The sequence below is a fragment of the Olivibacter domesticus genome, assembly GCF_900109575.1.
Classification (GTDB): Bacteria; Bacteroidota; Bacteroidia; order Sphingobacteriales; family Sphingobacteriaceae; genus Olivibacter; species Olivibacter domesticus.
This window is the reverse complement of record NZ_FOAF01000001.1, coordinates 55520-68771: the sequence shown is the minus strand read 5'-3', so window position 1 is coordinate 68771 and position 13252 is coordinate 55520. Positions and strand designations below refer to the sequence as shown.

At 40.7% G+C, this 13252-nt stretch carries 10 protein-coding genes; 7 read left to right on the top strand and 3 right to left on the bottom strand.

What is annotated here, in order from left to right:
* Positions 1-135 precede the first annotated feature (135 nt).
* The 3 genes from BMY50_RS00260 to BMY50_RS00250 all read left to right on the top strand — a co-directional run bounded on the left by BMY50_RS00260 (position 136) and on the right by BMY50_RS00250 (position 6509).
* Entirely contained in the window at positions 136-3549 is a 3414-nt protein-coding gene (locus tag BMY50_RS00260) for a TonB-dependent receptor (protein WP_093316358.1), read from the top strand.
* Positions 3550-3568: 19 nt separating this feature from the next.
* The gene (locus tag BMY50_RS00255; RefSeq protein ID WP_162276491.1) at positions 3569-5053 is read left to right on the top strand and encodes a RagB/SusD family nutrient uptake outer membrane protein; all 1485 of its coding nucleotides are present in this window, start codon (positions 3569-3571) and stop codon (positions 5051-5053) included.
* Positions 5054-5144: 91 nt separating this feature from the next.
* Positions 5145-6509, top strand: coding sequence for a sulfatase-like hydrolase/transferase (locus BMY50_RS00250; protein WP_238383624.1), 1365 nt, complete (start codon positions 5145-5147; stop codon positions 6507-6509).
* Positions 6510-6548: 39 nt separating this feature from the next.
* Here BMY50_RS00250 and BMY50_RS00245 read toward each other — a convergent pair whose 3' ends face one another.
* Positions 6549-7331, bottom strand: coding sequence for a hypothetical protein (locus BMY50_RS00245; RefSeq protein ID WP_093316349.1), 783 nt, complete (start codon positions 7329-7331; stop codon positions 6549-6551).
* Positions 7332-7459: 128 nt separating this feature from the next.
* Between BMY50_RS00245 and BMY50_RS00240 the strand changes: the two genes are divergently transcribed.
* Both BMY50_RS00240 and BMY50_RS00235 read left to right on the top strand, forming a co-directional pair.
* Positions 7460-8119, top strand: coding sequence for a hypothetical protein (locus tag BMY50_RS00240; protein WP_093316346.1), 660 nt, complete (start codon positions 7460-7462; stop codon positions 8117-8119).
* 179 nt (positions 8120-8298) lie between these two features.
* Complete coding sequence (locus BMY50_RS00235) at positions 8299-9345, top strand: bifunctional transcriptional activator/DNA repair enzyme AdaA (RefSeq protein ID WP_093316343.1); 1047 nt, start codon at positions 8299-8301, stop codon at positions 9343-9345.
* Between the two features lie 129 nt (positions 9346-9474).
* Here the strand turns inward: BMY50_RS00235 and BMY50_RS00230 are convergent, their stop codons facing one another.
* Positions 9475-10476 carry a GlxA family transcriptional regulator gene (locus BMY50_RS00230; protein ID WP_093316340.1) on the bottom strand — a complete coding sequence of 334 codons (1002 nt, stop codon included), beginning with the start codon at positions 10474-10476 and terminating at the stop codon, positions 9475-9477.
* 207 nt (positions 10477-10683) lie between these two features.
* On the opposite strand from BMY50_RS00230, the gene BMY50_RS00225 reads away from it, so the two are divergent.
* Positions 10684-11619 carry an SRPBCC family protein gene (locus BMY50_RS00225; RefSeq protein ID WP_093316337.1) on the top strand — a complete coding sequence of 312 codons (936 nt, stop codon included), beginning with the start codon at positions 10684-10686 and terminating at the stop codon, positions 11617-11619.
* A 119-nt stretch (positions 11620-11738) separates the two neighbouring features.
* Here BMY50_RS00225 and tssD read toward each other — a convergent pair whose 3' ends face one another.
* Complete coding sequence (tssD, locus tag BMY50_RS00220; RefSeq protein ID WP_093316334.1) at positions 11739-12263, bottom strand: type VI secretion system tube protein TssD; 525 nt, start codon at positions 12261-12263, stop codon at positions 11739-11741.
* A 308-nt stretch (positions 12264-12571) separates the two neighbouring features.
* Between tssD and BMY50_RS00215 the strand changes: the two genes are divergently transcribed.
* On the top strand, positions 12572-13240 hold the full coding sequence (locus BMY50_RS00215) for a Rossmann-fold NAD(P)-binding domain-containing protein (protein WP_093316331.1): 669 nt from the start codon (positions 12572-12574) through the stop codon (positions 13238-13240).
* Positions 13241-13252: the final 12 nt, after the last annotated feature.

Here is a 13252-nt window from a genome sequence, read left to right as displayed (position 1 = left end):
CAATATGGAACGAAAAATTTGATTATCTAAAACGAAAAAGGGAAGTGCCACTAACACCTCCCTATCGTTCAGACAGCAGCATAACCAAAAGCGAATTAAAACCTTTAATTAACCCCATCTAAACGCACAAACGTAATGATAAATTATGATTTTTCCCTATCAGGGAAAGAAAAGATACTTCTTTGCGGTATCCACCAGTTATTTCGAATTATGAAACTAACCTCCTTATTGCTCTTCATCGGCTTCCTGCACCTTAGCGCCGCATCGCGCTCGCAGACAATATCGCTGAATATAAAGAGCCAGCCCATCGGAAAGGTATTCGAAGCCATCGAAAAGCAAACCAATCTCACCGTCGTTTACAACGATCGGTTTCTAAACCCCTTCCTTCCTATTTCAATTCAGGTTAAGAATAAACCGTTGACCGAGGCGCTCGAATCGATGTTAAAGCCTGTCTCGCTGACCTACCACATTACAAAGAATGCGATTGTGATTACCGAAACCCCTACAAAAGAAAACAAGCGGATCTCAGCACCGGCTATTGGAGTGCAGCAAGAGACTGTAAGCGGCCAAGTAACAGACGATCAAGGAAAACCGTTAGAAGGTACAACAGTTAGTGTAAGGGGGACAACAATAGCGGTAACTACCAACGCAGAAGGCCGCTATCGAATTAACGTTCCCGCAAACGGAAAAGCATTGCTGTTTACCCTTGTGGGATTTGAGGCCCTTGAAAAGCCTATAAACAACCAACATACTATTGACGCATCGCTAAAAACTTCCATAAGTGATTTAGACGAGGTGGTGGTGATAGGCTATGGGACACAACGTAAATCCGATCTCACTGGCTCTATTTCCTCCGTGAAAGTAAACGAATTGAATAGCGTGACGACAACTTCTGTTGATGGATTGCTAAACGGTGTTCCGGGTGTTAATGTTATACAAAACAGCGGCGAGCCGGGCGCCGGCTTTTCAATCAATATTAGAGGTGCCAGCTCTATAAGCGCAAGCAATAACCCCTTGTATGTTATTGATGGTTTCCCGGTCGACAATTCTCCTGCGCTTGGTAGTGGTAGCGACCCGGGTTTTTCCGAAAACCGTAGTCCGAGAAATCCTTTGGCTTCCATCAATCCAAGGGATATCGAGTCGATCGAAATATTGAAAGACGCATCAGCAACTGCCATTTATGGGTCGCGCGGGGCAAATGGTGTTATTCTCATCACAACAAAAAGTGGTCAAGCCGGTGACGTCAAAGTATCCTTGCATGCTTCCGGAGCGATCCAAACACCCTTCAGTCGCCTGAATCTACTATCTGCAACGGAATATAAGGAAGTGTTAAACCAGCTTATTGACGCCGGTGGCGCGAGCGAAGAGGAAAGTATTGGCGACATTGCTAATGGAGGCTTGGGTACCGACTGGCAAGAGGAAGTAACCAATCAAGCGGCTATTATGCAGAACCATCAATTATCGTTTACCGGAGGTACAGACCGATCTAAATACTTCCTTTCTTTAAACTATGTGGACCAGGATGGGATCGTCAAAACAACAGATTTCAACAGGTATGGCTTACGCCTTAATCTGGATTCGAAGGTTTCAGATCGATTTAAAATCGGCTTAAATGCATCGACTTCTTATGTAAGAAACACCTTTGCACCCAATGGGTTTTCGACAAATGAAACTGCGGGAGCTTTGTACGCAGCTATGAATTTCGACCCTACTTTAGGTATTAAAGGTGCTGACGGCAACTACGCCTTATCTCCTTCACTGAGTATAGATAATCCCATGGCACTGCTTTATGGTACCTCGTCTAAATCGTCAAGCAACCGTATATTGACCACCATAACTGGTGAATATACGATCTTGCCCGAGTTGAACTTTAAAATTAATGTAGGGGGTGATATCGTTAACGAAAAGCGAAAAAACTATATTGGCAGGTTAACCAAAAATGGCCGGAATACAGGAGGGATCGGATCAAACTACCAAGGGGAGCGCAGTAGCTACCTTGCAGAAGGTACCTTTAATTATGACAAAAAATTCGGATTGCACGCCATAAATGGTGTGTTAGGTGGCTCCTTCCAGCGGTTTGCTTCCAGCCGGACACACATTAGTGCCAATGGCTTTCCCAGTGATGCGACGAATGCAGACAATCTATCATTGGGTATTCAGGAGACTTATGTTATAGACAACCCATCGACTGGCAATAAACTGGCCTCATTGATAGGTAGAATAAACTATATGTTCGACAATACCTATTCAGCAACCGTAACGGTAAGGCGCGATGGTTCTTCTCGATTTGGCGAAAACAATAGGTATGGCACCTTCCCTTCGGCTGCATTGGCCTGGAAGATTTCGGAGGAAGAATTCCTAAAAGGAAATCGCCTATTGAACCAGCTCAAAGTTAGGACAAGTTGGGGGCTGACCGGCAATCAGGAAATTGGAGATTTTGCCTATCAAAGCACGTATAATGGTGGTATACCGGCCATCTGGGATGGACAGCTGGTTACAACAGCAGCACCTGCCCGACTACCAAATCCCGACTTGAAGTGGGAACAAACTGAACAAATTGATGTTGGACTTGATTTCGGATTATTTGACAACCGAATTAATGGTAGCATCGATTTTTATCAGAAAACCACGACCGACATGTTGCTCAATCTCCCTATACCGCAATCTACCGGTTTTGCAAATATCCTCACCAATATTGGAAAAATTCAAAACAAAGGAGTTGATATCACCTTGAGTTCTACCAATATATCTAGAGAAAACTTTAGGTGGACAACCGACTTAAGCATGACCACGCTGAAAAACAAGGTCATTGATTTGGGTGGTCTTCCACAGATTTTCTCTGGTGGAGGATTTTTACATGTAGAACAAATTGGTATCATTAGGCCCGGCGAACCGCTTAATTCGTTCTTTGGATGGGAGGTTGCCGGTGTATGGCAACAGGACGATGACTATTCTTTCACTAAAGAAAAAGTACAGGCGGGCGACCTGAAGTATGTGGACCAAAACGGTGATGGTTATGTTAACGGGGATGATCGTGTAAATTTAGGCAATTCTTTTCCTGATTTCCAATGGTCTCTCGGCAATACCATAAGTTTACATGGCTTCGAACTCTATCTATATCTAGAAGGTGTTGAGGGGGCTCAAATGCTAAATGGCAATCTGATTGACAGTTATTTCCCGATCAATTTCCGTCGCAATAAGTTCGCTGAGCCATACCTCAACCGTTGGACTCCCGAAAATCCCAGCAATGTGTACCCATCTTTCGTAAGCCCTTTATCACAGGGCAGAAAAACCATCAACTCCCTAACGGTACAGGATGCTTCCTATATCCGTCTGAAAAACGTAAGGATTAGTTATAATATTCCGGATCGGGTTAGCTGGTTGCCTTCCGGACAGGTCTACTTATCGGCAGAAAATCTGTTCGTCATAACTGATTATGATGGCCTCGATCCATCGATTAACCCAAATAATAATCCCAGCTTACGATTGGACTTTAACTCCTACCCCACTGCCCGTACCTTTTTATTGGGCTTTAGATTTGATTTCTAACAATAAACGGCCTTTAAAGATGAAAATAAAAACGACAATACGAAACTTTGCTACTTTAACCATGTTTGCAATGGTTTCCATAGCTTTTCAGGGGTGCGAAAAACTCTTGGATGAGGAAAATAAATCACAGCTTTCTTCCGATAATTTGCTAAGCAGTGTACAAGGACTTGAAACGGTAATGGCAGATGCTTACTCACAATTAGGCAGAGCCCCCAATGTGCGCGACCTTATCAAACGCGAGGAAATGACAACAGATATCCTATGGCAAACTGGTGGTGGTGAAAACGGTACCGCAGTAAGTTTGATTAATTTTTTCTGGGATTCGAATAACTGGCTGGAAGCATTCGATTGGGCTACATATTGGAACGCCATCCGGGATGTTAACACCATATTGGACAACGTGAATAACTTGATAGATGTAAGCGATGATAAACGGAGTATGCTCATAGCCGAGGCCCGCTTTTTGCGTGCCTGGGCCTACTACTCTTTATGGAACCAATATGGGGCGATGCCTATACGAACCAGTCTAGACTCACCCCGCGAACTTGCTCGCGCAAGCGAAGAAGCGTTTGCCGCCTTTATCGAAACGGAGCTAAAAGAGGTCATTCCCGCGCTACCTGATCCCGGAAAAGAACCTAATTACGGACGCGTCCACAGCGATGGTGCGCGTGCGCTGTTGTGTAAATGGTATTTAAACAACAAACAATGGGATGCCTGTAATCAGATAGCACAAGAGATCATCGATCGCAATCACTTCGCCCTATACCCTTCTGTTGTCGATCTCTTTGCTTTGCAAAACGAACGTAATACTGAGTTTATGCTCGTCATTCCAGCCCTCGCCAATGCTGAAAACGGTAACAATATGTTGGCTACTTCTTTGCCACCAGATTTTTACCGTGGCATTGATGGTGGACTTGACGGCATAATTAACACCAGCTGGTCGAACTTTGCATCTCAATACCGACTGTATGACGAATTCTATCATTCTTTCGAAACGGGCGATGCCCGAAGGGATCGGATACTAACAAAATATGTCCAAGGAAATGGGCTGGAGGTAGACTTGTTGAAGAGCAAAGACAATACACGTGGCATCAAATTTCCACCTGATCCAGGTACTCAAGGTACTTTTCACGGCAATGATTTTCCGTTTATACGGTATGCAGATATCCTGTTAGCCAAGGCGGAGGCACTAAACGAAATGGATGGCCCTAATCAAGTTTCATTGGATCTGATTAATCAAATCCGCAACCGGGCCAATTTAACAGAGAATCTCAAAATGGAGTCATTTGCCGATAAAGATGCTTTGCGCGAACAAATTTTGAAAGAACGGCGTTGGGAGTTTTGGTACGAAGGGAAGCGCAGGCGAGATTTGCTTCGAATGGATAAATATATTGAAAATGCACGGAGCCGAGGTATAGACGCACAGGAAAAGCATAAATTATTTCCCGTGCCCCAGTCAGAGATCGATGCCAACCCGCTGTTCGAACAAAATCCCGGTTATTAAATTTTGTTAAATTTGTCTTAAATGATGACATCCAGCATATGTTAATCTATTTAAAAGCTAAATAAAAATTATGAAATATATTGCCAAGCTTGTGTGCTTATTATGCCTGATAGCGCATGCCATCGATTCCTACGGACAGGAAAAGCCAAACATCTTAGTTATCCTTACGGATGACATGGGTTTTAGCGATATTGGAACCTTCGGCGGTAAGTTTGTTCCTACACCAAATTTGGATCGTCTCGCCGAGGAAGGCACGAAATACACACAATATTATAGCGCCGCCCCCATCTGCAGCCCCTCCCGTACAAGTATTCTCACGGGCATGTTTCCTGCAGAATGGAATTTTACTACCTTTCTGAATGACCGACGCAGCAATGCCCGGGCGGAGCAGGCAAACTATTTGAATATAAATGCCCCATCCATGGCCAAGGTCCTGAAAGCAGCAGGGTATGCTACCGGACATTTCGGAAAATGGCACATGGGAGGTGGACGTGATATTAAAAACGCACCAGGATTCAAAAAATATGGTTTTGATGAACATGCCAGCACCTACGAAAGTCCAGATCCTGACCCGGCGCTGACTGCCACGGACTGGATCTGGTCGGACGATGATAGTGTTAAACGCTGGGATCGCACAGGCTATTTTGTGGATAAGACGCTTGACTTCCTTCGCCGCCATAAAGGTACACCTTGTTTCGTCAACCTTTGGCCTGATGACATGCACACCCCGTGGGTGCCCGAAGAAAACCGGCGGCAATCTGGAAAATTTCCCATGAACCCCGACGAAGAGGCCGCCTTCAAACTGGTGCTGACTGAATACGACAAACAGATAGGAAGATTGTTAGACGGATTGGAAAAATTGGGAATCGCCGAAAACACACTGGTGATCTTTACGAGTGACAATGGCCCACTACCCAGCTTCAAAGGTAGTCGGGCTGGCGGACTGCGCGGCACCAAGCTCTCACTGTACGAAGGTGGTATTTGCATGCCTTTCATTGTTCGATGGCCCGGTCATGTAGCTGCTGGCACTACAGATAGCGTTTCGGTGTTGAATTCCACCGATCTGTTCCCTACATTGGCGAGCATTGCTTCAGCTCAACTGCCTACTAATTATAAAGGGGATGGCGAAGATAGAACAGGGGTGTTAACAGGGGCATCCACGCCGAGATCCAAGGACATGTATTGGGAATATGGCAGGAACGATTATGCCTTTAATTATCCTAAGGGGCGGGACAAAAGTCCGAATCTTGCTATCCGGTCGGGTAAATGGAAATTGCTTGTCGACTATCAGAAAGATAACGTGCAGCTATACGATATGGTGGAAGATAAGTATGAGACCAACAATGTGGCTGCATCGCATCCGGATGTGGTTAAGGAATTGAAAACCAAACTCATCACTTGGCGAACATACCTACCGGAATTGACAGCTGACCGGACAAATCCTGCTATGAATTAAGATAAAACAGCTCTAAACTAGGGTGAAGTAATGTATACATTATCGTCTTTTTTCAATTTTGTCAAAGTACAACATAACTTTATTTTCAGTTTCTGTTCTTAGGGCTACATTCTTATCAAATAATGTAGCCCTAAGTTCTCTATACAGGGACACTGCGTTTCTTAAGCTTTTCAATAAATCTATTCTGTTATATGTTGAAATAGTCAATTTTATACGATCGAAGTCTTCTTTTTGTAGCTGCGTTTCGATTTTTCGTACCCCACGCGGAAGGTTTCCATTTTTAATATGCAACAATGGTCCGAAAACCGTCATTCTTAAAAAGCTTAAAAAATCAAAAGCCTCCATATATTCTCCACGACCTATTTTTAAAAGAGCATAATGAATCCACGTCCAAAACCGATCTTCAATCCATTGATATTCAGGATATGGAAACTTAAAAGTTGAATGGTTAATGGCTTTTTGGAGAACTCCTTCTTTATCTAAATATATTACGGGGTCTTCAACTCGGGAGTTAAACTCGTCTAGCGTTAAAAATTTTATATCGACATGAAGAAGTGGATTGTCGAATAAGCAAATTAATAGTCTTGGTTCGCCAACGTGTTCTCCGGTAAAGCCAGAAAGAAAATCACCCATTCGTTCTGCATATTCAATCATTAGTTCCTTATTTCCGGAAACCTTGGTTTTAGTCACCAAAAGCAGGTCAAGGTCTGAGAATTCGTCTATTTCATTCGTTAGCCAAGACCCACCCACTGCCAGACCGATTACATTTTCATCAAGTTCAAAAGTTTTGCTAGCTCTATTTATAAATTCTTTATGCATCATTATTTAGTTCACTTGCAGATAACACTCAAATATACATAAAACGCCGATCCTTAAGGCATAAACCAGATTTTCAACAAACCAAAAGCTTGCTCAATTTGTTCAATAAATAAACCAATTTATAACACGGCATGAAAAAATTGATTTATCTGCTTGTTTGTCTTTTTTTTATATCATGTCAGCAACAGAAGACGTCGTCAAACAAGGCCTCTTTAAAAGAGCGTACTAGTGATAGCAAATCTGCGTCCAGCATAAATTCAGACAATGTTATTATCAATCCATCATCTATATCAGAAATTAAGCAAGCTTATGCCTTCACCGTCGATAAACTGCAAAACAAGCTATTGGATTCTGTATCGTTTAAATACAACTGCTACAATGAAAGGTCAGGAACGATCACTTATTTTTCGGAGAAGGGAAAACTATCTCTGATCAAACACAGTTATAATGAACACGACCATCATTCTGCCACCGAACAATACTTTATAAGCAATGACGCAGTATTTTTTGCTTATCTCAACAAGGTCTCTTGGAGTTTTGAAGCTGGGCAGGCGGCAGAAGGTGCCACGAAAGATAGTATAACGGAAGAACGTTTTTATATTGTAAAAGAAAAGCCTGTTCTATGTCTTGAAAAGAAGTATACAACACGGTCGCACGCCTCAAATAATCCACAGCCGGAAGCTATACAAAATAGGCAGACCGATTGCAAAACTATTCAACCTCTGCTAAACGACTTCGATAAATTGTTGACTTTCAAGCACAACCCCGATCATGAGTGCTTTGAAAAATAGTTATGATTAAGTATACATCGGCACTCGTACATTTTCGTTAAACTTTAATCATTCCGCAATATGAACGTCTTATCTATCAATGGCTCTTATTACATCTTCACAGAAAAAATACCTGTCAATTTTTCGGTTGTAGAACAAATTTGACTTCTATAATTTTGACCTTAATTAAATAGAACAAGATGGAACTCTCACTCTCATTTGACACAATGTATAAAGCCTGCTTAGATAAAGATGAATCTTTTGAGGGATTATTCTTCACAGCAGTGAAAACGACCGGCATTTTTTGTAGGCCTTCCTGCACAGCAAGAAAGCCTCAACGAGGGAATGTTGAATTTTTTCATAATGCTAAGGAAGCGATTCTTAAGGGATATCGTCCTTGTAAAGTATGTCGCCCTTTAGAAAAACTGAATGGAACACCTGACTACATTGTGCGACTAATAGCTGAATTACAAGAAAATCCGAATCTAAAATTCAAAGATTACGACTTAGTTAAAAAAGGAATAGAACCAAATGCTATTAGAAGGTGGTTTTTGAAGAATCATGGTATCACCTTTCAAGCTTATCAAAGAATGTTTAAGTTGAATACTGCCTTTAAACGAATACAAAATGGCGAAAAAATAACCGATGCAGCGTTTGAAACTGGTTTTGAATCATTAAGCGGTTTTGGTGATTCATTTAAAAATGTATTTGGCGTTTCACCTAGAAAAAGTAAGTCTCAAAGAATTATTGACCTTAAAAGACTGGAAACACCTTTGGGAACGATGTATGCTTGTGCAGTTGAAGAAGGAGTTTGTTTGTTGGAATTCACAGACAGAAAAATGCTTGAAACAGAATTTAAATATTTATCTAAAGTATTAAATGCAACCATTGTTCAAGGTGAAAATAAACATTTTAATACTTTGGAAGATCAACTCAACCGGTATTTTGCTGGTAATTTAAAGGACTTTACCGTTCCTCTATATACTCCGGGCTCGGATTTTCAAAACAGCGTTTGGAAGGCTTTACAAACTATTCCTTACGGAAAAAGTGCTTCCTATAAACAGCAAGCAATTACAATAGGAAAACCAGAAAGTGTTAGAGCGGTTGCGAATGCCAACGGTATGAATAAAATTTCCATTATTATTCCCTGTCATCGTGTTATTGGTTCGGATGGTTCATTGACGGGATATGGTGGAGGTATATGGAGAAAACAATGGCTATTAGATTTCGAAACAGCAAACCTATAAATCCGGAGACACGCTAATTTTAAATTTATAAAGTATTCACAAAATACTATTAATAAGTAGTTTATAAAAACTATTATCAACAGATAGGCGAATGCCGATAATTGAGCGAGTCACACGAAAAACAACTAGCTAACTATATATTCCGTTACCGATATCTTTGTTATACTTATTTTTATAATCTAATGGTGAAATGCCGGTTAGTTTTCTAAAGATCTCCCTAAAGGCTTTCACATCTGAATAACCAACTTCATACATAACTTCATTAATGGTTTTACGTGTGGTTTCAAATGCTTTTTTTGCGGATTCAATCTTTACTCGCTGCAAATATTCAATAGGCGTATTGCCGGTTGCTTTTATAAATCGCCGGTCAAAGTTTCTCCTACCTACAGCGAATCTTTTTGAGAGATCTTCAACAGATATTTTCTCATAAAAATTGTCTTCCATGTATTTTTGTGCTTGTATTACGACATCATCCCCATGAGACTTTTGCCCTGTGAATATGGTAAAAGCAGATTGCGTTTGCCGGTCTATCTCAACCTGAAAAATTTTGGAACAATAAATGGCTGTTTCCCTATCGTAATACTTTTCAATCAGGTATAGCAGCAGGTTTAAAAACGAATAGCCACCCCCATTGGTGTAAATACCATGTTCATCGGTGATTAATTTTTCTGTTTTTAAGTGTACGCCCGGAAATAACGATCTAAAATTATCTGCGGAATTCCAATGGATGGAGCAGCTTCTCTTTTCAAGCAAGCCAGACGACGCCAACATAAAGGCGCCAGTACACATGCTGGCTACCTCTGCCCCGCTTTTGTATTGCTCTCTAAACCAATCGATCAACAATACATTCCCCTTCAAAGCCGTCTTAAATTCTGGGTTTAGTGAAGGGATCAAAATGAGGTCTGTCTTTTTTAAGGAAGAAATGTTTACCTGTGGTTTTATGGTCAGCAACCCATTAATAAATGATGACTCTTCTGCTACCCCTGCCGTTTCAATTTTAAACAAGGGATTGTTACCCTTTTTTTCCCAGTAGTTGTTAGCACCAGTAAAAATTTGATAAGCGCCAACAATGCAAGCGATCGTGCTGTTCGCGGTTTGTACATCGGGTACTAATATGGTAAGATGTTTCATTTGTAAATAGTTTATGTTTAATTGGCCCCATGGAGCCTGCGTTCACTACTATCTGTCATACAAATTTAAACAATTGCCTTGTCCAAATCAACCCACTACAAAGTCTATTTAACACCCCTATTCGGTGTATTTATGTCGTTAACTTTGAATTGTAAAAGCATCTCGAAGAGGTGCAAGAAAGTTTTCTTTAACAAAAATGCTAAGATTATGAAAAGCAAAGATTTCAGTACGACCCTATCGGTCAACGCAACACCTAGAAAAGTTTTTGATGCCATTAATAATGTACGCGGTTGGTGGTCGGAAAATATTGATGGAGATACAGATAAGCTCAATAGTGAATTTCGATATCACTACGAAGATGTACATCGGACGAAAATGAAGATCACCGAAATGATACCCAACGAAAAAGTAGTTTGGCATGTGCTGGATAATTATTTCAAATTCACTAAAGATGAAACAGAATGGAAAGATACAAATGTGATCTTTGAATTATCTGAAAAAGGCGGCAAAACAATATTGAAGTTTACCCATCAGGGTCTCGTTCCGGCCTATGAATGTTTTCAGATTTGCCATGACGCATGGACACATTATATTCAGGACAGTTTAAAGGATCTTATTATGACCGGTAAAGGCAGGGCCACGCCGAAGGATGTTGAAGGGAAAGGATTGGAAGCAAAAGTGCCCGAAGAGCATGTTGCAATGGATCAACAAAACAGTAAAAGTATCTGTCACAGATTACTTATTGAATCACCGGTTGAAAAAGTGTATGAAGTGCTTACGACCCAAGAAGGTTTAGCAGGCTGGTGGACACCGGATACCATCGCAAAACCAGAGGTTGGTAGTAGTCTACGGTTTGCCTTTGGCCCTGATTACTTTAAAGAGATGAAAATCGAAGAGCTTAAACCATATAGCAAAGTAAAATGGCTTTGTGTTAAAGCCTTTGAAGAGTGGATAGGTACGACGCTTACTTTCGAACTCGAGCCTCATCGCAAAGGGTGTACATTGTTCTTTCATCATGATGGCTGGAAGAGCTATACTCCGGAGTTTGCCTCATGCAGCTATGACTGGGCACTTTTTTTCCGGAGCCTGAAATTTCTTTGTGAAACGGGTAAGGGCTTCCCCTATCCTGATTTCAATAAGTAGTCTTGTAAAGGGCGAATGCTAATATGAAATAAAATATTATAGCCATGCACAAAAAAATGCATGGCTATAATAATACATTTTTCAGATCTTAATTTGTATGTCGAACTATCTATTATTTCTCATAAGGCATGGGTTAAACTGCTTGCTTTTTTATCCGTTTTATCTTTTACGGGTTCTAAAATTTCCATTGTAACCTCATCGATAATCAATTTATTTGTATAAATGGTTACTTGAGCAGATGTATAATAATTGCGATCACCTGCAGAAAAACTTTCAGAACTAGCGCTTCTTAATGTATTTTCAAAGGAAATGTTCCTGACTATTTTCCCAGTACCTTTATCCTTTATGCTGATGCTGCTTTTAGTTCGCTTCAATTTTCCAGCCATCCACTTCAGTAAAAACTGATCTAAGTTGTTTTTAAATTCTATAACAACAGCTTGTGTGTCATAAGCGCTATTACCCGTACTATCCGAAGCGGTGTTTGAACAAGAATATGTCATACTATTTAGCGGATAGGTATGCGGTGATTTCGTCGTGCCATCTGTTATCGTTAAGGTTATTACGTTTTCAGGCTGTTGACTAAAAGCTGGTAAATGGATGGTGCATAGTAGCACAAATAATAAACACAAATATTTTGTTTTCATACTTCCTGATAATTAATATTTAATTTTACTTGAATAATAATCTATTCGTAATTTTTGATCATTAATAATGTACGTTGCAAAGATAATTGGGTCTTGCGCACGAAGCTAGCATTAGGAATCTACTGTATAACTACAACGTAAAATCGACACAACTACAAAAGGTCTACAAGCGTATTACTACACTTTCAGCCAAAACAGGACATCGAATGGAAATACGTATATTCGCTAATGGAAGACTGATGGCTTTCGTTGAAATATAAACGTTAATGCACACACCCATTATACAGGCCATCATAAGAATATCACTAATGGAACAACAAAAGATTATCATAACAGGAACCACAGGTATGGTGGGTGAAGGCGTTTTATTAGAATGTCTTAACCATTCTGAGATTGCCGAAATATTAAGTGTAAGTCGAAAACCAACTGGTTTATCTCATCCAAAGTTAAAGGAATACATTGTCCCGAATTTCTTGGAATTGAAAGAAGGTGATGCTATGCTTCAAGGATATGACGCTTGTTTCTTTTGTGCTGGTGTCAGTAGCGTTGGAATGTCCGAAAGAAACTATACGCTTATAACATACGAAACAACAATCCATTTTGCCAGTATACTTGCTAACCAAAATCCACAAATGACTTTTATCTATGTGAGCGGCGCCGGCACAGATAGTACCGAAAATGGTAGATCAATGTGGGCACGCGTTAAAGGAAAAACGGAAAACACCTTGATGAAACTTCCCTTCAAAAAAAGCTATAATTTCAGACCCGGATTCATGAAACCAGTAAAAGGGCAAAAACACGCCCTTCCGCTGTACAAATACATTGGGTGGTTGTTCCCTCTCCTGAAACTGCTTTTTCCCAACACGGCCAGTACATTGAACCAGGTTGCTAGTGCAATGATTGTATGTATCACAAGCAACGTCGAGAAATCTATTATTGAGGTTCGTGACATTAATAAGCTTGCTATAATTGAGTAAGGACTTATGATA

Excerpts from the sequence above, each read along its gene's own strand:
- BMY50_RS00260 (WP_093316358.1), top strand. The coding sequence starts at position 136 with ATGATAAATTATGATTTTTCCCTATCAGGGAAAGAAAAGATACTTCTT.
- BMY50_RS00255 (WP_162276491.1), top strand. The coding sequence starts at position 3,569 with ATGAAAATAAAAACGACAATACGAAACTTTGCTACTTTAACCATGTTT.
- BMY50_RS00245 (WP_093316349.1), bottom strand. The coding sequence starts at position 7,331 with ATGATGCATAAAGAATTTATAAATAGAGCTAGCAAAACTTTTGAACTT.
- BMY50_RS00240 (WP_093316346.1), top strand. The coding sequence starts at position 7,460 with ATGAAAAAATTGATTTATCTGCTTGTTTGTCTTTTTTTTATATCATGT.
- BMY50_RS00235 (WP_093316343.1), top strand. The coding sequence starts at position 8,299 with ATGGAACTCTCACTCTCATTTGACACAATGTATAAAGCCTGCTTAGAT.
- BMY50_RS00230 (WP_093316340.1), bottom strand. The coding sequence starts at position 10,476 with ATGAAACATCTTACCATATTAGTACCCGATGTACAAACCGCGAACAGC.
- BMY50_RS00225 (WP_093316337.1), top strand. The coding sequence starts at position 10,684 with ATGAAAAGCAAAGATTTCAGTACGACCCTATCGGTCAACGCAACACCT.
- tssD (WP_093316334.1), bottom strand. The coding sequence starts at position 12,263 with ATGAAAACAAAATATTTGTGTTTATTATTTGTGCTACTATGCACCATC.
- BMY50_RS00215 (WP_093316331.1), top strand. The coding sequence starts at position 12,572 with ATGGAACAACAAAAGATTATCATAACAGGAACCACAGGTATGGTGGGT.